The following is a 22,671-nucleotide window of genomic DNA, read 5'->3' as shown; positions in this document are numbered from 1 at the left end:
TTTATGACTAAAACGGCGATATTAATAGGTGCTACAGGTTTGGTCGGTAATGAGTTGCTACATAAGCTACTTAAGAGCGATCGTTATACCAAAGTGGTTACGTTAAGTCGTCGGGCTTTGCCTATTACACACGCAAAGCTAGTTAATCACGTTATTGATTTTGAAAAATTAACTCAATACGTTGAGCTTTTTAAAGGTGACGTATTGTTTTCGTGTTTGGGCACAACCCGTAAACAGGCGGGCTCTACACAAGCTCAGCGTAAAGTAGATTTTGATTATCAGTTTATAGCGGCGCAGTTAGCGGCATGTAATGGTGTTACGCATTACTGCTTAGTGTCATCAAGCGGGGCGAACACGCACAGTAATAGTGCTTATTTGAAAATGAAGGGTGAGCTTGAGCAACATATTAAAGCACTCCCTTTTGATAAAATAAGTATTTTACAACCATCTTTATTATTAGGTGATCGTGAGCAATTTAGAGTGGCAGAAAAGATAGGCAGTATTATTTTTCCTGTTATTACACGACTTCCGTTTTTAAAGCGTTACAAACCAATAACAGGTGAGCAAGTTGCGCAAAAAATGCTGAGTGTGAGTTTAGCGCAGCAGGCTAAGTTATTTTATTATGTGCTAGATGAGCTATTTGAATAAACTTAGTAAAACGCAAAAGGCAGCCTAAGCTGCCTTTTTTGTACACTAAATTAATACCAATTTTATTAAAAAAATGATCATTCTAGCGTATTAAATAACTCACTAACTACGTTAAAAATTATTTATATAGAACAACTATGTACCATAATTTTAGCCTTGTTATTGAGCTATTTTCTTATCGCTATAATAGAACACTAATTTAATGCAATTGGTATAATTATTCAGCGTCAGTTTTAGCGCTAAGTTGTTGCTCTAGCAATGCAACTTTAGCTTCAAGTTCGGTTAGTTTTTCGCGAGTACGAATAAGTACTTGGCTTTGCACATCAAATTCTTCACGGCTCACAAAATCCATCTCAGCAAGCTTGTTTTGTAAAACTTGCTTTGTTTTACCTTCGAGTGTCTCTGCTAGGTTTTTTACACCTTGCGGCATATTGCTAGTAATTTGCTTAGCAATTTCTTCAAGTTTTGCTGGGTTGATCATATTTGTCCCTTCGATGCGGCCTAAAATAATAATAACTAATATTACCTTATACCCATGGTATTTAACACATGATCATCTTTACCTTAATTAATTAAGGCAATTGCTATGCTCGCAGTAGTGGTTACGTTAAAATTACGCGTCTTTTAAATTTCTTTGGTCGTTATGAAACTCAATCCTAAACAAGATGAAGCCGTAAAATATATTAGTGGTCCATGCTTAGTACTCGCAGGCGCAGGCTCTGGTAAAACCCGTGTTATTACGAATAAAATCGCTTATTTAGTGAAAAAATGTGAGTACAAAGCGCGAAATATAGCCGCTGTTACTTTTACCAATAAAGCAGCCAAAGAAATGCGTGAACGAGTACTGCAAACGCTCGGAAAGCAAGACGCTAAAGGTTTATGGGTATCAACGTTTCATACACTCGGTTTAGAAATAATTAAAAAAGAGTTGAGCACATTAGGGTTTAAACCCGGCTTTTCGTTATTTGATGATCAAGATACCAATCAGCTTCTAAGTGAGCTCACCGAAGATGAGCTAAAAAAAGACAAGGACTTACTCAAACTACTTAAAATGGAAATTGGTAGTTGGAAAAACGAATTAGTACTGCCAGAGCAAGCAATACGCGAAGCGCGTGATGCGCAAAAGGCATTGTTTGCACAGCTGTATGCTCGCTATCAAAATCAGCTACGTGCTTATAACGCACTGGATTTTGATGATTTAATTATGATCCCTACTTTGTTACTTACTAATAACGCCACATCTCGTGAGCGCTGGCAGCAACGCTTTAAATACTTGCTGGTGGATGAGTATCAAGATACCAATACAAGCCAATATCAACTTGTTAAATTGCTAGTAGGCGAGCGTGCCCGTTTTACTGTGGTAGGTGATGACGATCAATCAATTTACTCATGGCGTGGTGCTCGCCCGCAAAACTTAGTGTTATTAGGTAAAGACTACCCAGGGCTTAGACTTATAAAGCTTGAGCAAAACTATCGAAGTGCAGGGCGAATACTAAAAGCGGCTAACATTTTAATTGCGAATAACCCACATGACATAGAGAAAAAGTTATTTAGTGAACTAGGTTATGGTGAGCCGATTAAAGTAATAGGGTGCCGCGATGAAGAGCATGAATCTGAGCGTGTGGTTGCTGAAATAATTTCACATAAGTTTATGAAGCGTACCAGCTATAAAGATTACGCGATTTTATATCGTGGTAATCATCAAGCACGTGGCTTTGAAAAATCATTAATGAGTAACCGTATCCCTTATAAAATTAGTGGCGGTATGTCGTTTTTCGCTCGTTCAGAAATTAAAGATATTATGGCGTATTTACGTTTGCTAGTTAATCAAGATGATGACAATGCATTTTTACGTATCGTAAATACACCACGACGCGAAATAGGCACGGTCACACTTGAAAAGCTTGGTACGCTTGCTAACGAAAAGCACATGAGCTTATTTGCTACCTGTTTTGATAACGATTTAGGCTACAGACTAAAAGGGCGTGGTTTTAATGCGCTTGCTGGGTTTGCACGCTGGGTTGTTGAGCTATCCGATAACGCAGTACGCGGTGATACGCTCGAAGCTGTTAAAGACTTAGTGCGTAATATTAATTACGAGGCATATTTGTACGAGTCGTCACCGAGTGCAAAAGCCGCTGAAATGCGTATGAAAAACGTATCTGAGCTGTATCGCTGGATCACCGATATGTTGACCGGTGATGCCGACAACGAGCCAATGACATTGGCTGAGGTTGTTAGCAAGCTAACCCTTCGCGACATGCTTGAGCGTAACGAAGAAGAAGATGAAACCGATGCAGTGCACTTATCAACACTTCATGCATCAAAGGGCTTAGAGTATCCATATGTATTTATGGTAGGCATGGAGGAGGGCTTACTTCCGCATCAGGTAAGTATTGATGAAGATAACGTAGATGAAGAACGCCGCTTAGCTTATGTCGGTATTACTCGTGCGCAGCAGGAGTTAACACTTACTTATGCAAAAATACGTCGTCAATTTGGTGAAACCTCACAAACTGAGTTAAGCCGATTTGTACAAGAGTTACCGCAGGACGATCTCGCGTTTGAAAATAAAAAGGCGCCAAACACGCAAGCAGAGCGAATGGAAAAAGGCCAAGCAAGAGTCGCTAACCTTCGTGCAATGTTTAAAAAGCCTGAGTAATACCTCAGGCTAATTTTATAAAGACTGGGTTGCTTGTATTTCAGGTAACTCAGAACACACTAGAGCGTGTTGTTTTCCCACAAAAAATGCCAAACCGTGCTTGTCTAGTAAAGCTCTAAAATTAAGTATTGATGGGCCTTTAGCAATTACTTTCATTGCTTTGAGCTTCGTAATCGCTAGCACGCCCTGTAGCTGAAAATCGTAACTTTCTTGTTGTAAAACACGTTTACTAAAGGTCGAGCTAAGTAGCAGATAGTCAAAATTAATATCGGTTAGTAAATTAAGTTCGCATCGATCTTTAGCAAAATTGTTTAAACCAATTGAATAACCAAGTTGTGATAGCTTTTTGAGGTTTTCTATTTGTGTTGCGCTTGCGTGACGAATTTCTTGCTCATCAAATAGCAAACAGAGCTGGCTATGTCCTTGTTGTTTATTTAGTGTATCTGTAAATAAAACAAATTCGTGCTCCTCGAGTAGTAAACCAGAGCAAGGAACCAGCGCCATAGTTACATTTGCGGTAATTGCTTGTGCATAAGCGCGTTGTAATAACTGTAACTCTATCTCAAGGTGCTGTTCTTTATCTGATGCAAACTTTTTCAAAATATCAAAGCTAGTAAAGCCAAGTATTGGGTGTTCACCAAATGCTTCAAATAAAGATTCAGACTGATGTTGCTCATCAAGCGTAATTATTTCTGAGCTTCTAAAGCTCATAGGTAATATATCAAGGTGATGTTGTGCTTTTAGTGCCTGCGCAGGTATTGATTGCGTTAATAGCGGATGAAATAGCTCGTAGCGATTTTTTCCGGAGTTTTTAGCGTGATACATTGCAGCATCGGCATCACGAATAATTTCATCCGTATGCGTATAGCTTTTCTTTGAGTAGGTTATTCCTATACTAGCACCACTTTGAAGTGATTCGCCTTTAAGGAAAAAAGGCTTTTTCATTAAATCGATAATACGATTAGCGACATCTTCTGCTTGTTGAGGCTCAGTTAAGTGCGTTAATAATATAACAAACTCATCGCCACCTAAGCGTGCTAGTAAATCATGTTCGCGTATACACTGGGCAAATAACTCACTAACGTTAATTAAAAACTGATCGCCAGCATGGTGACCAAGTTGGTCGTTAATGTCTTTAAACTTATCTAAATCAATAAATAAAACAGCAAAATTATGTTCAGGAAAGCGCTGATAATGTTGTAGTGTTTTTTCAAGCTGAGTTAAAAAGAGGCTGCGATTAGGTAAGCTAGTAAGAGAGTCGTGATGTGCGTCGTGATAAAGCTGCTGTTCTATTTTTTTACGCTCATCTATTTGCATTTGTAAGTGCAGATTTGTTTGACGCAGTTCTTTGGTTTTTTCGTTTACTCTAAATTCGAGTTCTTGATGGCTTTTTGCAATCGCTTGATTGGTGAGCTTTGTTTGTAAAACCGCTGCAATTTGATGAGATACAAAGGTAATTAACTCGCAATCATCCCGGCTGAAAATATGTTTGTTATCGTAAGCTTGGCAAACAATAAGGCCGATAACACCTTGAGCTGTTTTAAGTGGAGCGCCTAACCAACTAGTGGCCATTTGCTCTTTTTGTACAGGCTTAGCTCTTTGTACTACACCGCTTTCTATTAATTCTTTTGCTCTACACGGGTGTATAAGTTGCGTTTCTTCAGTGCTTATTACCAGTTCACTATAACCTTTAGCAAAGCGTCTTGGTTGTGTGTTTTCTTTAAATTCATCTACACAATAAGGGAAGCTTATCCAGCCAGACTCTTTATCGTAAAGTGCAATATATAAGTTTTCTGCGTAGGTAATTGTTTTTATTATTTCATGTATCTTAAAGTAAGCATCATCAAGGTTTTTAGCTTGCGTTGCTATTTCAGATATTTTAAACAGAATTTGTTGGCGTTGAAGTGCGCGTTTGCGTTGTTCTATTTCAAGGTTTAACGCGTCGTTACTTTGAGTGAGTGCTCGGGTACGAATTTTTACTTCCGACTCAAGGAGCTCTCGTTTTTTTACACGCTCTATTGCAGTTGCTAAATAAAGCGACATAAACTCAAGTAATTGTATTTGTTGTGAGCTATAGCCCTGTTTTGTATCGTAACTTTGCGCTGCTAAAACACCGATAATATTGTGTTCTTGGTAAACCGGTACACCTACCCAATGCTCTGCTGGAGTGCCTAATGCTTTAAATAAACCTTCTGCTGCGGCATTTTGCATTTGCTGCTTGGTAAAACATGTGGTTTTACCCTGTTTAAATACATAGCCAGTGGCGCCTTCATCAAAGCTATTTGATTGGTTAAGGGCGACGGCAATACCATCTTTTTCATCTGAAAAGTAAGAAAGTTCTAGCGATTGACTATATTGATTTAATAGCACCACATAAAAACTTTTACTCGGCACATATTTTTGTAAAATGTCGTGGATAGCGGGATAAAGTAGGGTTAGCTCGGCAACAGTACTTGCTTGCTCTGATAATTGTATCAGCGCATTTTGTAAGTGATGTGATTGTTTGTATTTATTGAGTAATGTTTTTAGACGTTTATTTTGATACGCCAATTTACTCGATACTGAGAGTTTATCTTCCAATGATCTAACCGGCTATTTTTATTGTATAGTTATTAGCCTTATACTTTCACTTTTAGCGCTTATCGTCAAGTTGATATTCGTACTACCATACTGGCTAGAAACACTATTTTAGGTATTAAAAAAGGCTTACCGAAGTAAACCTTTTTTGTGTATTTCAGCTGTATTTACTTAGATGTCATGAAGTCGATAGCAGCGCTTATCTCATCATCAGAACAATCCATACAGGTGCCTTTTGGAGGCATCGCATTAAAGCCATTTAGTGCATGCTCAAGTAAAGTGTCTTTACCTTTAGCTATACGTGGAGCCCAATCGTCAGGCGATTTAGGCGCGCCTAGTGCACCAGTACCGTGACATGCAAAACATGCACCTTGATACACTTGCTCACCAGAACGAGGGCCTGTAGGCGCGGCTGCTACAGCAGCTTTATCGCCTTCAAGGTATACAGCACCAACCGGCGCGAGACGTGCTTTAATTGCATCTTCAGTCATAGAGTTATCATATGGCTGTGCGTATGCAGTGGTTGCTAGCATTAATAATGCTGCAGCTGTTAATTTTTTCATTTTGCCTTGCTCACTTCGATTTGAACGTGATCAATCACGATTAAAGATGACGGAAATTAAACCGATTATAACTCTCTGAGCCAATTTATAAAATGCTAAGAGGCGTTTTTATTAATAAAACTGACTACTTTTTGCGTTAACGCAATAAAATTTAATTATTTACTGTTTTTTGTTAAGCAATTTAATAAGCGCAAACAGTCATACAATTAACTTTTAGATCCTAAGATCAATTTATTGATAATACGCTACTAACTAGTTTTTCGATCCCTGCATCGGCTTCAATAATCGATTGCGCAAGCATATAAGCTGGGGTTGTAACTAGCTTATTTGGCTGATCAATAACAACATCATCTACTGCACAATTTATATGTTTAGCGCCTAATGTGCTTAGCGTTTGTGCTGTCTCTGCATCGTTACCAATAGTAAGTATGGCGTTATCGTAAATAAATGGGATCAAAGCGGGTGCAATACACATATAACCAGCAGGCTTATTTTCTTTTGCAAATGATTTACAAGCATTAAGGACGTCTTCATTAATATTTGCTTTTGCGCCTTTAATTGCAAAGTCACATAAGTTTTTTGCAGCGCCAAAACCGCCAGGTACAATTAATGCGTCAAACTGAGTTACGTCTAGTTCAAGCAGCGATTTAATGTCACCCCGTGCAATACGAGCCGCTTCTGTTAATGCATTACGTTTATCAGGCATTACTTCGCCCGTTAAATGGTTAATGGTATGAAGTTGTTCAATATCCGGTGCAAAACACTGATACGTTGCGCCATTTTTGGCTATATGTAATAAAGTTAAAATTGCTTCATTAATTTCACTACCATCGTACACACCAGACCCTGCTAATATTACCGCTACGTTTTTCATGCTTTTGTGCCCCTAAAGTCTTTTTTATAAGTCGATCGGATGAAGTCTAACATGCTCAAAATTTCTCGCGAAAATAAATTTTTAGTACAAAAATCATTCCCTATGCAAGTTGTTTTGCGGTTTATGCCATTTGCGATCACTTTGCCTTTAAAAAAATTATAAAGGATCGCTATGATCTTCGATCCATTGTGCTAGAATACTCCTCCGGTTATTTAAATGGACGCGAATAATCAAAGTGAATAACAACACAAGCAGTCGTTAGAAAACCTTTTTCCACATTGGTTTAAAATAATAAAAAAAGAACCTCGTATTATCTTTTTTAAATTAAAACATACAGTTAAAGTATTTTCTAGGCATTTTATGATGCTTTGGAAGAATAGCTCGTGGCTGTTATCTACACACTTATCCACAGCTTGCTATAGTTTTAATAACACGATAAGCAGTAATTCACTGTCGTTTTATTTACTACCTTATGGCATGCTTATAATTACCTTAATTTTTTGCATTTAGGATCCAAATTCACCATGGCTCAGATCCCCGAAAACCCACTTATTTTAGTTGATGGCTCGTCATATTTATTTCGTGCTTATCATTCTCCGCCGCATTTAACTAATTCTAAAGGTGAAGCTACGGGCGCTATTTATGGCGTGATCAACATGCTTAAAAGCTTGATCAGACAATACGATCCCTCACATATGGTGGTTATATTTGATGCTAAAGGTAAAACGTTCCGTAACGATATGTATAGCGAGTATAAGGCAAATCGTCCGCCTATGCCGGATGACTTACGCACTCAAATAGCACCGATACACAGTATTATTAAAGCGATGGGCTTTCCGCTAATTAGTATTGAAGGCGTTGAAGCTGATGATGTTATTGGTACATTTGCACGTATAGCGTCAGAGCAAAAACGACATGTACTCGTCTCTACTGGCGATAAAGACATGGCACAGCTTGTTAATGAACACGTTACGCTAATAAACACGATGACCGACAGTATTTCAGATCCCGTTACCGTGGTTGAAAAGTTTGGTGTAGGCCCTGAACTTATTATTGATTACTTAGCATTAATGGGTGATAAGGTCGATAATATTCCGGGTGTTGAAGGTTGTGGTCCTAAAACTGCAGTTAAATGGTTAGAAAAATATGGTTCTCTTCAAGGTGTAATGGATCACGCCAGTGAGATTAAAGGTAAAATAGGCGAAAAGTTAGCAATTGCTCTTGATCATCTGCCTTTAAGCTACGAACTTGCGACAATTAAGTGCGATGTTGAAGTTGAATCTGATCTTGATACATTCAAGCTTCAAGAGCCTAACAAAGACGAATTAATTGCATTATATGGTGAGTGCGAATTCCGTCGTTGGTTAGCTGAATTACTTGATAATCCTAAAGATGCTGAAACACATTTAGCTGTACCTACCGAAGCCACTGAATTACCAAAAGTAGAAGATGCTCATTACGAAACTATTTTAACGCAAGCTCAGTTTGATACGCTAATAGAGCAATTAAATAGTGCTGAGTTATTTGCATTTGATACTGAAACAACCAGCCTTGATTACATGAAAGCGCAATTGGTGGGTATGAGCTTTGCCGTAAAAGCGGGTGAAGCTGTGTATTTACCGGTAGCGCATGACTATCCGGGTGCGCCTGAGCAATTAAGCCTTGAATTTGTGATGCAAAAGCTAGGTCCAATTTTGGCAGATGAAAACAAAGCTAAAGTAGGGCAAAACCTTAAATATGACAAAAGTGTATTAGCGAATGCAGGTTTTGCGCTAAATGGTATTAAGTTTGACACCATGCTTGAGTCGTATGTATTTAATAGTGTAGGCACGCGTCACGATATGGACTCGCTAGCACTTAAATACCTAGGTCATAAAAATATTAGCTTTGAAGATATTGCTGGCAAAGGTAAAAAGCAACTTACCTTTAACCAAATTGAACTTGAAAAAGCAGCGCCTTACGCCGCAGAAGATGCCGATATTACTTTGCGTTTACACGAAGTGCTTTGGCCAAAAATAGCAGCTGATGAAAAGCTAAAATCGGTATTTGAAGATATAGAAATGCCACTTATTAGTGTGATTTCTGATATTGAACGCACCGGTGTTGCGATAGATAGCAATATGCTTGGAGCGCATAGTCAACGTTTAGGCGAGCGTTTAATTGAGCTTGAAAAAGAAGCGTTTGAAATAGCAGGCGAACCATTTAACTTAAGTTCTCCAAAACAGCTACAAGTACTGTTGTTTGAAAAGCTTGGACTGCCTATTATTAAAAAAACGCCTAAAGGTGCACCTTCTACCGCAGAAGAAGTACTGCAAGAACTTGCTCATGATTATCCGCTACCTAAAGTCATTATAGAGCACCGTGGTTTATCAAAGCTTAAATCAACTTACACCGATAAATTACCATTAATGGTGAATGAGAAAACCCAGCGTGTACATACGTCTTATCATCAGGCAATTACAGCTACGGGGCGCTTGAGTTCAACGGATCCTAATTTACAAAATATTCCTATTCGTTCAGAAGAAGGGCGTCGTATTCGAGAGGCGTTTATAGCCGCAGATGGTTATAAAATTGTCGCTGCCGATTATAGTCAAATTGAGCTGCGTATTATGGCGCATCTTTCACAAGACAAAGGTCTATTAAATGCATTTGCTAACGGCTTAGATGTACATAGTGCAACTGCCGCTGAAGTATTTGGTGTAGAGCTTGATGATGTAACTACCGATATGCGCCGTAAGGCGAAAGCAGTAAACTTTGGCTTAATTTACGGTATGTCGGCATTTGGTTTAGCACGTCAACTAGATGTGCCACGCCACGAAGCGCAGCATTACATAGATAAATACTTTGAGCGTTTTCCAGGTGTATTAGAGTACATGGAAACAACACGCGAAAAAGCAGCTGAAAATGGCTACGTTGAAACAATATTTGGTCGTCGCCTACATTTACCAGAAATAAACGCACGTAATGGGGCGCGTAGAAAAGGAGCCGAACGTGCTGCTATAAACGCACCAATGCAAGGTACTGCCGCCGATATTATTAAAAAGGCAATGCTGAGCGTTAACCGCTGGGTACACGAACAAGCGCCAAATACAATTAAGCTGCTTATGCAAGTGCACGATGAATTAGTATTTGAAATCAAAACAGACTGCGCACCACAGTACACAAAACACATCTGTGAACTGATGTCGCAAGCTGCTGCGCTAGATGTACCACTTATAGTTGAAGCTGATGAAGGTGACAACTGGGAACAAGCTCATTAATGCAATTTGAGCATTTTAATTAAAGCGCCTTTTGGCGCTTTTTTTATGTTTAATAAAAATGGCGAATAACAGCGATTCAATCAGGTATATGCAAGCTTTAGTTAAAATAAGGTTAATTTAAGCAACTATTTGTATTAAATAGTTATATGTTCGTCAATTCGAGCTGTTTTACAGGAATATGATTGTATTTTAATGCGTGCTTTTGTTAAAGTCCCGCCTGTCCTATCCTGTAGGACATCCTGTTGATGATGCATCTGAAAGGGTGCAACAAATTGATAGCTTCTCCCCAGTTTGCTATACCGGCCTACCAACTTGTTTGGTGGGCCGTTTTTTGTTTTACGCCTGAAAATCCTATCTAATTAATTCTTTATTGCGCTATACCAATTGTATTATTCATTCGTCATTTCGAGGTGGTTTGGGTACATCGCAGGTGATACCATCGAAGTGATATTATTTTTATTCTTTTCATTTTATTACTAAGGAGTGCGTTATGTTTAAAGCATTAGCTATTGCAGGTTTTTCTTTATCAAGTTTAGTTATTTCTAATGTTGCTCAGGCCAATTGGCAGCTAGTGAATGATAAAAGCCAACTAAGCTTTGTTTCAATTAAAAAAGATTCGATTGCTGAAGCTCACCATTTTACTAACCTTGAAGGTATGCTTTCTGATAAAGGCGAGTTTAGCGTTAATGTTGATTTAACATCAGCCGAAACTCTAATTCCTATTCGTAATGAGCGTTTAACGACATTTTTATTCGAAGCCGCTAAATTCCCCAATGCTGTTTTAACTGCAAATTTAACTAAAGAACTGAGCAATATTAAAAAGCCTGGTCAATATGTATTGAAGGGTATTAAAGCTGAGCTTGATTTTCACGGTAATAAAAAGCCATTGGCAATTGATGTACTCGTTAACAGCACGCAAAGTGGTGATTTAACGGTATCATCATTAACACCTATTATTATTAATAGTGATGATTTTGGTGTAACTGAAGGCGTTAAAAAGCTGCAAGAGCTAGCGGGCTTACCTTCAATTGCAACAGCAGTGCCTGTTACATTTGCAATTACACTTAAAAAACAGTGATTTCTTTAAGTGAGCTTAGCAAGCAATTAAGCGAGCCAAGCAAACCTTTTGATAGTTGGCAGCCTAATCATTGTGGTGAACTGCCAATTGTCATTAATCATGAGGGGAAATGGTTTTACGATGGCAGCGAAATAACACGCCCAGCCATGGTGAAGCTGTTTGCTTCTGTTCTATGTAAAGAAGGTGAGCAATTTTATTTAAAAACACCTGTCGAAAAAATAACAATAACGGTTGAGGACGCGCCGTTTATTATTGTTGATTGGCGTTTTGAAAATACAGTGCAAGGGCAGGTGTTGTGTTGTATTGATAATTTAGCTAGGCAGTGGTTGGTGAGCGCTCAGCAGCCTTTAGTTATAAAAGATTATAAAGGGTCAAAAGTGCCTTATCTAAAGCTACCTTATGGCTGTAGTGCGCGTGTTGCGCGAAGCGTATATTATCAGTGGGCTGAAAAAGCCGAGTCTGATAAGCTCGGCTATTTTATTAAATCTGCAGGAAAGCAGTTTTATTTATCGTAACGCCAGCGTTTAAGCCTCTGGGTTAGTTTCGTCTGTGATTGTTTCATCGGTAGGTGGTACAGCAATAACAGGACCTAAAAACCATTCATCTAGTTTTTTAGCTACTTCTGGTAAACCCGTGCCTTTTAATGATGAAAATGCATGAACTGTAATATCCCCATCAAGCGTGCTTAATTCACGACGAACTTGCAGTACTTGTGATTTACGAGGGCCTTGCTTTAATTTATCGGCTTTAGTTAATAGTGCCAATACTGGAATTTCACTACCAATAGCCCAATTAATTAAATCGCGGTCTAAATCTTTTAATGGATGACGAATATCCATTAAAATAACAATACCTTTTAGGCTTTGACGCTTTTGTAGGTATTCGCCTAGCGATTTTTGCCATTTCTTTTTCATTTCGATTGGTACTTTAGCAAAACCATAGCCTGGTAAATCGATAAGGCGCATATCGTCAACATCAGCTAAATCGAATGTATTGATTAGCTGAGTACGTCCAGGTGTTTTACTTGTACGTGCTAGCTTCTGATCGGTTAATGCATTTAATGCACTCGACTTACCTGCATTGGAGCGACCGGCAAACGCAACTTCAATTCCCGTATCAGCAGGTAATTTAGTAATGTCGGGAGCGCTTGTTACGAAAGACGCAGTATTATATTTGATACGAGATTTGAGCACAGGCTCTCCTAAAACTTAAAAAAATAACATTGAGTAAACCAAATTCACTCAGGGCGCGTATTTTATACTATAAAGGATGTATTAAAAAGCGTATTTAACCACCTAAAAACAGCACCTATGGTACATTTAAAACATGTTAAAGCTTAATCTAAGTCAAAACCCTGTAAATTATAAGCTTAATATGTGTAGAAAACGTGCCAGAGAATTTATTATCGTGTAGAATATATGTATTACAACATCACGATTGTAGATGATACAGGGTCGGAAACAGAGAATTCACCATGAAAAAAATAGCACTATCTTTAACAATATTGCTTGGTGCGTTGTCAGCAAGCAACGCAACAGCATTTGATGGCGATGTAAACGCAGGTAAAGAAAAATCAGCAACGTGTGCGGCTTGTCACGGCCCAGACGGTAATGCGCCGGTTAATATTTACCCTAAAATTGCAGGTCAACATCCAGATTATATCCTTAAGCAACTTCAGGATTTAAAATTAGGTATGACATCAGGCGGCAAAGAAGGGCGTATGGATCCAGTAATGAGCGCTATGGCTATGCCACTTAGCGAGCAAGACATGAAAGATCTAGCTGCTTATTTTTCTTCAATGAACATGTCTGAAGGTGCTACACCTAAAGATGTTGTTGAAGTTGGCGAGATGCTTTTTAAAGCAGGCGATGCAGAACGTGGAATTCCATCATGTGCAGCATGTCATGGCCCACGTGGTAATGGCTCGTCACTTGCTAAGTTTCCAAAAATTTCTTTTCAGCATCCAGGATATATCAAGGCTCAACTTGAAAAATTCCGTGATGGTACTCGTCATAATGACTTAAATGGCATGATGGGCGATATTGCAAAAAAATTAACAGATAAAGACATCGAAGTACTTTCTCAGTATTTAGGTGGCTTACACTAAAGTCGTATTTATTTAGCAGTTAATAATAAATAAACTACAATGTGTTAAAAAAAGCAGCCTAGGCTGCTTTTTTTGTGTCAAAAATTAACGATATCGTCCGTTTTAATGTAAGACATTGACCATGTCTGGTTGTAAGAAAAGTCTTCTTTTCATTTTTTATTATTGATTAACTTATTGTAATTTATGTTTATTTTTATATCTCAATGTAATAAAGATAATAAAAGTTATATAAACCAGTTGTAACAAAATCATTAACGAGTAAATTAACCACTGTCGCAAAACAACAATAACAAAACGGAAATAACTACCAAGGAAAGTAACGCGGCATGACTACATAGCATAAGATTAGTGCTACTAAAGGAAATAATAAAAAAGTGTCAGGATGACCGAAAATAATAAAAAACTCATGGAAGTTTAATAATAAAAACAAAATGGAATGTAACAAGGAACGTAAAAATAATAACAATACGGACTGATAATAATAAAAATAATAAAGACTAAAAAAAGTCGAAGGGAGAAGTGTCCAGATAATGGCGCTCAGATTAGCAGGCGGTAGAGATGTTTTCTCTACCGCCTTTTTATTTGTCCTGTTACAATACCCACCGTTTAAAATTAGCGATTAATTAGCTAAGGCGCTTTTAAATGAGAGACCCAACCTCTAAGCGCAAACTGAATTCTTCTGGCTAGGCCAGCACTGCGATGCCCATTAATTTGCGCTTCGCTCAAAACCTCTTAAGTGAGATGATCAAGATATGAGTAGAACTAAAAAGTCACGCAAAAGCCCAGCAAACGGACCTGTTCGTTTAAGCCAAGATAAGCTTAAAGAAATGCGCGCATTAAAAGAGCAGCGAGTTAAAAAAACCAAAGGCGCTAAGCCAGGTTCTCGTAACGCGCCAGATTTACTAGATAGCGAAAGCCATAATGCTGGTCACGCGCCTAAAGATAAGCGTGTAGGCAGTAAAAAGCCAGTGCCATTAATTGCAACTGCGCCTGAGCCTAAAGTTGAAATGAAACGCAACTTAAAGCCAACTATTGAGCTGAAAAAGGTAATCGAGCCTGAATTTACACCTGAACAAGAGCTAGAAGCACTTGAGAATGACGAGCGTTTACTTAAACTAGTAGAGCGTCATGAAGAAGGTGAAATGCTAACTGGTAAAGATGCTAAGTACTTTAATAGCCGTATTGCTCGCCATCAGGCGTTATGTGAAATTCTTGGTATTGAAGACGAGGATGAAGACGAATTTGAAGATGACCTTGACGATGATATTGAAAGCAAAGGCAATTCTGATTTCGAACAATACTTATCTGACGATTTAGCCAACGAATGGTTAGATGAAGACGACAAATAGTAAGGATAAATAATGAGTACCGCGGTAATTTTAGCCTTACTTTTAGGCGCTGCTATAATAGTTGGTCTGGCATTTTATGCGGGTCAGTTGCTGTATAAGTTAAATGCGCAAAAAAAGTTAATTGCTAAAACGCAGGCTGAACAAAAGCAAAAGCTTGAGAAGTCGCGTTTAAAGCGAAATGCCAAACTAGCCGATAGTATTCATTTAATTGCGCGTGCAATGAATGAAGAGCAGTGTGAGTTTTCTGAAGGCTGTTTACGTATTTGGGTACTTATGTCTCAATATGGCTTTGAGAGCGAGCGTGATTTAACGACACAATATCCTGGCATTTATAAAATGTACCAGGTAGTTAAAGAAATGCCGACACACGATGCACGTAAAAAATATGCTAAAAAAGAGATTTTCAAGCTAGATAAGGCTCGTTGGCAAGCTGAAGAAACACTTAAAGATGAAGTTAAAGTCGATTGCGCTAAAATTATCATCGAGTTTAAAGCCGCTCCTGGCAGCGATAAAGTGGTTTTTAACTAGCTTTAATTTTGTAATTCTCAGAAAAAGCAGACCTTGGTCTGCTTTTTTTATGCAAAATGGTTTTTATACAATGGGTATCAGTTAAATCACTCGTGAAAAACGCGTCGCATTTATTTGTTTTTGTAAATGAGCGTCAAAGCACATGCAAATAATACGAATGAATAAGTTGCCGCGTGGTGTTACGCTAATTCTATTATTAATTATAGTGACTAGTTCATCTTTTATAAGTGGCGCGAGCGCAATTAACGCATCCTCAAAGTAGTCATTAAATATAAGTGCATGCTTTTCGCTAAAGTCTTGTATATCTAATTCAAACTGGCAAATGAGTTGCTTAATTGCATCAGCACGAATTACATCATCATGTGTTAAGTGCATACCTTTATTAAGTGCGCAGCCGCTTTGTGTTTCTACGCTGTGGTAATAATGTTTTAATTCTTTTTGATTTTGTAAAATAGCAGTGCCAATTTGCGAAATTGATGACACGCCTAAGCCTAATAAATCACAATTTCCATGGGTTGTATAACCTTGAAAATTACGATGTAACTTGCCTTCATTTTGCGCAATAGCTAGTTCGTTATCGGTTTTTGCAAAGTGGTCCATACCAATAAATTGATAGCCTGCTTGCGTCATCTGCTCCAGCGTGTTTTTAAACATAGTGAGTTTGTTATGTGCACTGGGTAAATCTGCATCTTTAATCTTACGCTGTGCGGCAAAGCGCTCTGGTAAATGCGCGTAGTTAAACACCGATACTCGGTCAGGGCTTAACTCAATAAGTTGCTCTATAGTTTGCTTAAAGCTCTCTGGCGTTTGCAGAGGAAGCCCGTAAATCATATCTGTATTAATAGATTGAAATCCCAGCTCGCGAGCTTGTGTAATTAATTGCTTAACCGTATCTGCATTTTGCGGGCGATTAACAGCAAGTTGCACGTCGTCGTTAAAGTCTTGAATCCCAAATGAGACACGGTTAAAGCCAAGCATTCTTAAATCAACAAGCATATTATCGGCAAGTGAGCGTGGGTCTATTTCAATGCCGCGCTCTGTTGTGCTTGTAAAATTAAAGTGCTGCTCTAAAAGCTTAATTAGACGAGTCATTTGTTTTGCGGTTAAAAAGGTGGGAGTACCGCCACCTAAATGTAATTGCTCAACCGTGTAGTTTTTAAATAAATGAGCTTGGGCAGTAATTTCTTTTGCTAAAAAGTCGAGGTACGTATCTGCCTTAGATTGATGGCGGGTAATTATTTTATTACAACCACAGTAGTAGCAAAGCTGGCTACAAAACGGGATATGAATATATAGAGAAAGTGAACGACTCGTTGACGATTCTACAGCGCTTAGTAGGTCTTGTTGTTGATATCCATCACGCAGTGATAGAGCTGTGGGATACGAGGTATAACGCGGGCCAGACACATTATATTTGTTTATTAGGGTTTGATCCCATTGTGGAAGTTTAATCATCACGCGCACCTAAGTATTTATTTAGGGAGTGATTATAAAAAAGTACGCAGTGAGGCGGTTTGATCTGTAACAAAAAAGGTGCCGAAGCACCTTTTTTAATAAAATATCAATTAATGCGGCTAATTAATACGTAACGGTATGGGCATCTTTGAGATATTGAAATAACTCTTTATAACCTTTACCCGGCTTTTCAGCTTTCGCTTCTTTTGCCGCATTACGAACCAATTGACGCATTTGCTGACGATCAAGAGACGGAAACTGTTCAATAGTCTCATTGATAAGGTCATCACCTTGTTCAATTAGGTCTGAACGTAATTGCTCAATTTTTTTGACCAATACTTCAGCTTGGTTATTTTTATTAAGCATTACATCGATAATCGCTCTAATAGCGTCAATGTTTTCTACAGTACGCAACGTTTTAGCGATGTAGTTTAAGTGACGGCGGTACGCGTCACTTTTATTACTTATTTTATCAGCAACAACCATTGCCGCTTTTAAATCGTCATTTAATGGCAGGCGTTCGCGCTGTTTTTTACCCATTTTGGCAATTTCAGTACCTAACTGATGAAACTCTTGCGCTTCGCGTTTAAGCTCCGTTCTTGATACATATTCAATTTCTTCTTCAATTTCAGCAGGCTTGCCTTTTTTCTTTGCCATGGGGTGCTCTTAAATAAAAATAACTTTTGCCATTATACATGAATATGATACTTAGGAATATTAGCTGATGTGATGCATTGAGTGTGTTAGCATTTAAATATAAGAAATGCGTGCATTATGCCTCTAAGGCTCAGGACTTAATTTATGAAAAGCCAACAAAACGATCCAATTTATTCTCAAATATCGCAAGTTAAAGATGCGGTAGCAGAAGTACTCGAACATGCTAAAAAATTAGGCGCTACAGCTGCAGAAGCTGCCATGTCTAGCACGTCTGGTTTATCGGTTAGTACACGAATGGGTGAAGTAGAAACCATTGAGTTTAACCAAGACGGCGGCTTAGGCATTAGTGTATATGTTGGTAATAATAAAGGCTCAGCATCGACAGCTGATTTAAATCCAAAAACATTGCGCACGGTAGTCGAAAAAGCGATTGATATAGCCAAATTTACATCGGATGACCCATTTAACGGCGTTGCTGATAAAGAATTGCTTGAATTTAATCCTAAAGATTTAGATTTATATCATCCTTGGGATGTAAGCCCTGAGGAAGGTATTGAGCTTTGTCATGCTGCTGAGCAAGCTGCATTAAATGCAGATGAGCGTATTGTTAACTCAGATGGTGCGAGCTTTTCATCGCATCAGGGGCTACGTGTTTATGGTAACAGCCATGGTTTGATAACCGGTTTTCCACGTACTCGTCATAGCATTAGCACTATGGTAATTGGTCAAGATGGCGAACACATGCAACGCGACTCTGCTTATACTGTTGCACGCGATCAAGCGGGTTTAAATGACGCAGCGGCAGTTGGGCTTGAAGCAGCAGCTGAAACATTAGCTAAATTAAATAGCCAAAAGTTAGGCACAATGAAAGTGCCTGTTATTTTTAGAGCCGATATTGCAAATTCATTGTTTGGTCACTTAGTGTCGGCAATTGGTGGTGGCGCACTTTATCGTAAATCAAGTTTTTTACTTGATAGCTTAGGCACACAAGTATTTAGTAATTGTGTAAATATTGCTGAGCGCCCACATATTTTAAAAGGGTTGGCATCATCACCGTTTGATAGCGAAGGTGTTAAAACATTCGATAGAGAAATTATTCAAGGCGGCGAGCTACAAACTTATTTATTAGCAAGTTATGCCGCGCGTAAAATGAACATGACCCCAACAGGACATGCTGGCGGTATACATAACTGGCTCGTTGAGCAAACTCATAACGATTTAACTGCACTATTAAAAACGATGGGCACTGGCTTATTAGTAACAGAGCTAATGGGGCAGGGCGTAAATACAGTAACGGGTGATTACTCTCGTGGTGCTGCTGGTTTTTGGGTTGAAAATGGTGAAATCCAATATCCTGTAAGCGAAATTACCATTGCTGGTAATTTAAAAGATATGTTTAAAGGCATATCTGCTATTGGTGGTGACATAGAACGCCGTGGTGGTATTCAAACTGGCTCAGTATTAATAGAGCAAATGCAAATAGCCGGCGCGTAGTATTAACACGCAGTGTATACTTAGACCTAGAGTATTATCTCTGGGTCTAAGTGATCTTTTACGAGGTGTAAAATGGCTAAAGATAGATATGCACCAAAACCGCTAACCGATATTATGGCGGGGTTAAATAATCGTTTATCGGCTTATGCAGGCAAAAGCCAAGCACTTGATACACAGCAAACCCTATTAAAAGATTTTTTAGGCCCTAAGTTGGGTGATAAATGCCGAGTCAGCAATTACCGAGACGGTACGCTAATGATAGAGGCGGTATCTGCACCTATCGCGCTTAGGCTTAATTATTTAAAAATGGATATGCTTTCACACTTTAGAGCTGCCGGAATGGCAGAGCTCGGGCAAATAAAAATAACTGCAAATCCTCAAGCAACTCAGAGATTAAGTACAGCGAATAAGTCGGGCAGTCCTGCAGTTACCAACTCACGTAAAATGAGTGAGCAAACGGCTGATTACTTAAACGCGATAGCATCTTCTGCACCCCCTTCTTTAAAAGAAAAACTAGAGCGTTTAGCGCTTCACGGAAAAAATAAAAGTAAGTCTTAACTACCCACCATCTTGTTATTGGTGGGGCTAATTTGGCAGCTCACCGCATTCAAAATACTTTGTTACATATTCCATTTTATTGTTGGCTTAATGAGGTTTATGATACTGCGTGGGCTTTATATTGATCGAAAGCTCTTTGATACCCATTCCATTAAGTAAAAGCGTGTAGGCAGTGCTATTTTTACTCCTGCTATATTCAAGAATTTAATGGAGTTGGTATGTGATACCAACCTGCATAAGTCTTTGATCAATTTAACGAATTAAATTGCACTATAACGTTGTTAAAAATTTTTTATTTAGAGCAACTAGATACAAAAACTTTTGCCTGGTTCTAGCGTAATTTTCTTAACGTTAAATAGACCCCATATATAAGCAGATTGGTATGATTCAATTCTAACTAACAAACGGAATAATTATGAATAAAGTAACAATGGCTGCTGCAAGTATCGCACTTGCGCTTGGCTTGGTAGGTTGTGGTGAAAAACAACAAGAAACTAAAGTAACCGACACTCCAGTAGTAACAGCACCCGCTGAAAAACCACTAGAGCTTGGTATTGAATTAGCTAATATGGATAGTTCAGTACGCGCACAAGACGATTTTTACTACCATGTAAATGGTCAGTGGTTAGCTAAAACTGAAATACCAGGTGATAAATCTAACTACGGTTCTTTTTCGCAGTTATATGATGAGTCGCAAAAAGCGATGAAAATAGCCCTTGAAAGTGCAGCCGCAAACAAAGCCGCTAAAAAAGGCAGTGATGAGTACAAAATTGGTGCATTTTATAAAAGCTATATGAATAAAGATGCGCGTAATGAGCTAGGTATTACGCCATTACAACCGTCATTAGATACAATTGATAGCGTTAAATCTAAAGCTGATTTAGTGGGTTTAATGGCTAAAATTCAAAAACAAGGCGGTACTTTACCGTTTGGTTGGTTTGTAAATAACGATGCTAAAAACTCAAGCGAGTATGCATTGTATTTATCTCAGTCGGGTCTTGGTTTACCAGATCGTGACTATTACTTAAAAGATGACGAAAAATTCACTAAAATTCGCGCTTCTTACGAGCAATACATCACTGATGTTTTAGCAAAGTCAGGCGTTAAAAATGCAGCAGAAGCTGCTAAGAGCGTACTTGCATTTGAAAAAACACTAGCTGATGCTCAGTGGAGCCGTGTGCAAAGCCGTGATGCAACTAAATCTTATAACAAGATGACAGTAGCAGACGCAAGCAAGTTGATGGGTGACCTTGATTTAGCTGCATTCTTTAAAGATGCTGGCGTGAGTGCAAGTGACATTATTGTACGTCAACCTAGCTATTTAGAAGCGCTTGCTACTATTTACAAAGACACTGATTTAGCAACGTGGAAAAACTACTTAAAATTCCATTTTGTAAGTGGTTATGCAGAGCTACTTAGTGAAGATTTAGTTAACCTTAACTTTGACTTTTACAGCACAACACTTCGTGGCGTAGAAGAACAAGCACCTCTTTGGAAGCAAGCGGTTGATGCCTCTAACAGTGTACTTGGTGAAATATTAGGTAAGGTATACGTTAAAGATAACTTCCCGCCAGAAGCAAAAGCACGCATGGAAGAATTAGTTGATAACGTAATTAAAGGTTATGGCGTTGCTATCGAAAATCTTGAGTGGATGAGCCCTGAAACAAAGCTTGCAGCGAAAGAAAAACTAGACAAATTTACGCCTAAAATTGGTTACCCAGACACGTGGAAAGATTACTCTGAGCTAGATATTAACTCAGATGAGCTAGTAGGCAATTACATTCGTTATAGCGAATGGGCATACGCAGACATGATTGCTAAATTGGGTAAACCAGTTGATCGCTCTGAGTGGCATATGACTCCGCAAACAGTAAATGCGTATTACAATCCAGTAAACAACGAAATTGTATTTCCAGCAGCTATTTTACAACCGCCATTCTTTAATTTAGAAGCGGATGATGCTGTAAACTACGGCGCAATTGGTGCAGTAATTGGGCATGAGCTTGGTCATGGTTTTGACGACCAAGGTGCTAAATACGACGGTGATGGCAACTTACGTAACTGGTGGAGTGAGACTGACCTTAAGCAATTTGAAGAGCGTACAGCGGCTTTAGTTGCACAGTATAACGAATATAAACCGTTTGAAGATGCAAGTGTTAATGGCGAGCTAACGCTTGGCGAAAACATTGGTGACTTAGGTGGCTTAACGGTTGCGCATAAAGCGTATATGCTGTCTTTAGGGGATAAAAAATCACCAGTGATTGATGGTTACACAGGCGATCAACGCTTCTTTATGGGTTGGTCACAAATTTGGCGCCGTAACTATCGCGATGAAGAGTTACGTAATCGTTTATTAACAGACCCTCATTCACCAAGTCACTACCGTGTAATCGGTATCTTGTCGAACATGCCTGAGTTTTACGAAGCGTTTGACGTAAAAGAAGGTGATAAAATGTATATCAAACCAGAAGATCGCGTAAAAATCTGGTAATTGCATTGCTATAAATAACAAAAAACCAGTAAGTTTTTAGCTTACTGGTTTTTTTGTATCTTGAATTTGTAAATAACCTGAACTATGGATAATAAATCTATCTCAAGCAGCTATTTTCAGCGCTAACTACGTTGAATTTACTTGCAATAGGCCAGCTATTGACGCGTAAATTCGCCTTGTTTTCACTAAAAATCTCTGGCTAGAGAAAATAAATTTAAATATCACCATGATTCAATACGTTAATAAATTTCTTAACCAGAGTTCATATATGGTCTCCTCCAGTATTGCAAGGTGTCATTCAACGATAGCAGGGACAGGTTTGCTGTCATATATACGGTCTTTTAGTGAAGATTATTACTTCTGACCTTGA

General features: G+C 38.6%; 18 protein-coding genes. 11 read left to right on the top strand and 7 right to left on the bottom strand.

Features of this window, described 5'->3' with window-relative positions; all coding sequences use genetic code 11:
• Nucleotides 1–3: 3 nt before the first annotated feature.
• Nucleotides 4–648: an NAD(P)H-binding protein gene (locus I6F44_RS17385; protein WP_121954626.1), complete on the top strand. Its 645-nt coding sequence runs from the start codon at nt 4–6 to the stop codon at nt 646–648.
• A 217-nt stretch (nt 649–865) separates the two neighbouring features.
• On the opposite strand, the gene ubiK is transcribed toward I6F44_RS17385, so the two are convergent.
• A complete protein-coding gene (gene ubiK / locus I6F44_RS17380) occupies nt 866–1,129 on the bottom strand; it encodes a ubiquinone biosynthesis accessory factor UbiK (protein ID WP_121954625.1) in 264 nt (87 codons plus the stop codon).
• Between the two features lie 162 nt (nt 1,130–1,291).
• On the opposite strand from ubiK, the gene rep reads away from it, so the two are divergent.
• On the top strand, nt 1,292–3,310 hold the full coding sequence (gene rep, locus I6F44_RS17375) for a DNA helicase Rep (RefSeq protein WP_024589913.1): 2,019 nt from the start codon (nt 1,292–1,294) through the stop codon (nt 3,308–3,310).
• Between the two features lie 15 nt (nt 3,311–3,325).
• Here the strand turns inward: rep and I6F44_RS17370 are convergent, their stop codons facing one another.
• The 3 genes from I6F44_RS17370 to elbB all read right to left on the bottom strand — a co-directional run bounded on the left by I6F44_RS17370 (nt 3,326) and on the right by elbB (nt 7,324).
• A complete protein-coding gene (locus I6F44_RS17370; protein WP_007582095.1) occupies nt 3,326–5,890 on the bottom strand; it encodes a sensor domain-containing diguanylate cyclase in 2,565 nt (854 codons plus the stop codon).
• 164 nt (nt 5,891–6,054) lie between these two features.
• Nucleotides 6,055–6,450, bottom strand: coding sequence for a c-type cytochrome (locus I6F44_RS17365; RefSeq protein ID WP_007582093.1), 396 nt, complete (start codon nt 6,448–6,450; stop codon nt 6,055–6,057).
• A 226-nt stretch (nt 6,451–6,676) separates the two neighbouring features.
• Nucleotides 6,677–7,324 (bottom strand): isoprenoid biosynthesis glyoxalase ElbB, encoded by a 648-nt coding sequence (gene elbB, locus I6F44_RS17360; RefSeq protein WP_197174255.1) that lies wholly within the window; start codon nt 7,322–7,324, stop codon nt 6,677–6,679.
• Nucleotides 7,325–7,848: 524 nt separating this feature from the next.
• Between elbB and polA the strand changes: the two genes are divergently transcribed.
• The 3 genes from polA (at nt 7,849) to I6F44_RS17345 (ending at nt 12,177) form a co-directional block, all read left to right on the top strand.
• Complete coding sequence (gene polA / locus I6F44_RS17355) at nt 7,849–10,584, top strand: DNA polymerase I (RefSeq protein ID WP_024606999.1); 2,736 nt, start codon at nt 7,849–7,851, stop codon at nt 10,582–10,584.
• Between the two features lie 490 nt (nt 10,585–11,074).
• Nucleotides 11,075–11,662, top strand: coding sequence for a YceI family protein (locus I6F44_RS17350; protein WP_007582084.1), 588 nt, complete (start codon nt 11,075–11,077; stop codon nt 11,660–11,662).
• A complete protein-coding gene (locus I6F44_RS17345) occupies nt 11,659–12,177 on the top strand; it encodes a DUF1285 domain-containing protein (RefSeq protein ID WP_197174254.1) in 519 nt (172 codons plus the stop codon). Before I6F44_RS17350 ends, I6F44_RS17345 begins: the two co-directional genes overlap by 4 nt.
• Nucleotides 12,178–12,186: 9 nt before the next feature.
• Here I6F44_RS17345 and yihA read toward each other — a convergent pair whose 3' ends face one another.
• Nucleotides 12,187–12,855, bottom strand: a complete 669-nt coding sequence (gene yihA, locus I6F44_RS17340; protein WP_007377272.1) for a ribosome biogenesis GTP-binding protein YihA/YsxC — start codon at nt 12,853–12,855, stop codon at nt 12,187–12,189.
• A 281-nt stretch (nt 12,856–13,136) separates the two neighbouring features.
• Here yihA and I6F44_RS17335 point away from each other — a divergent pair, with 281 nt between their 5' ends.
• The 3 genes from I6F44_RS17335 (at nt 13,137) to I6F44_RS17325 (ending at nt 15,646) form a co-directional block, all read left to right on the top strand.
• Complete coding sequence (locus tag I6F44_RS17335) at nt 13,137–13,769, top strand: c-type cytochrome (RefSeq protein WP_024589909.1); 633 nt, start codon at nt 13,137–13,139, stop codon at nt 13,767–13,769.
• Between the two features lie 752 nt (nt 13,770–14,521).
• Nucleotides 14,522–15,118, top strand: a complete 597-nt coding sequence (yihI, locus tag I6F44_RS17330) for a Der GTPase-activating protein YihI (RefSeq protein ID WP_197174253.1) — start codon at nt 14,522–14,524, stop codon at nt 15,116–15,118.
• A gap of 12 nt (nt 15,119–15,130) precedes the next feature.
• Complete coding sequence (locus tag I6F44_RS17325) at nt 15,131–15,646, top strand: DUF2489 domain-containing protein (protein ID WP_024589907.1); 516 nt, start codon at nt 15,131–15,133, stop codon at nt 15,644–15,646.
• A gap of 81 nt (nt 15,647–15,727) precedes the next feature.
• On the opposite strand, the gene hemN is transcribed toward I6F44_RS17325, so the two are convergent.
• Nucleotides 15,728–17,101, bottom strand: coding sequence for an oxygen-independent coproporphyrinogen III oxidase (hemN, locus tag I6F44_RS17320; protein ID WP_024589906.1), 1,374 nt, complete (start codon nt 17,099–17,101; stop codon nt 15,728–15,730).
• Nucleotides 17,102–17,224: 123 nt separating this feature from the next.
• On the bottom strand, nt 17,225–17,758 hold the full coding sequence (gene yjgA, locus I6F44_RS17315) for a ribosome biogenesis factor YjgA (RefSeq protein ID WP_007582068.1): 534 nt from the start codon (nt 17,756–17,758) through the stop codon (nt 17,225–17,227).
• A 144-nt stretch (nt 17,759–17,902) separates the two neighbouring features.
• On the opposite strand from yjgA, the gene pmbA reads away from it, so the two are divergent.
• The 3 genes from pmbA to I6F44_RS17300 all read left to right on the top strand — a co-directional run bounded on the left by pmbA (nt 17,903) and on the right by I6F44_RS17300 (nt 22,301).
• The gene (pmbA, locus tag I6F44_RS17310; RefSeq protein WP_024589905.1) at nt 17,903–19,252 is read left to right on the top strand and encodes a metalloprotease PmbA; all 1,350 of its coding nucleotides are present in this window, start codon (nt 17,903–17,905) and stop codon (nt 19,250–19,252) included.
• 72 nt (nt 19,253–19,324) lie between these two features.
• The gene (locus tag I6F44_RS17305; RefSeq protein ID WP_024589904.1) at nt 19,325–19,810 is read left to right on the top strand and encodes a DUF721 domain-containing protein; all 486 of its coding nucleotides are present in this window, start codon (nt 19,325–19,327) and stop codon (nt 19,808–19,810) included.
• A gap of 415 nt (nt 19,811–20,225) precedes the next feature.
• Nucleotides 20,226–22,301 (top strand): M13 family metallopeptidase, encoded by a 2,076-nt coding sequence (locus I6F44_RS17300; RefSeq protein ID WP_010553817.1) that lies wholly within the window; start codon nt 20,226–20,228, stop codon nt 22,299–22,301.
• The last annotated feature ends 370 nt before the right edge of the window (nt 22,302–22,671 follow it).

This window comes from Pseudoalteromonas sp. NZS11_1, from assembly GCF_015864275.1.
GTDB classification, from domain to species: Bacteria; Pseudomonadota; Gammaproteobacteria; order Enterobacterales; family Alteromonadaceae; genus Pseudoalteromonas; species Pseudoalteromonas arctica.
Note: the sequence above shows the minus strand (reverse complement) of the source record. Positions and strands in the feature narration are given on the sequence as shown.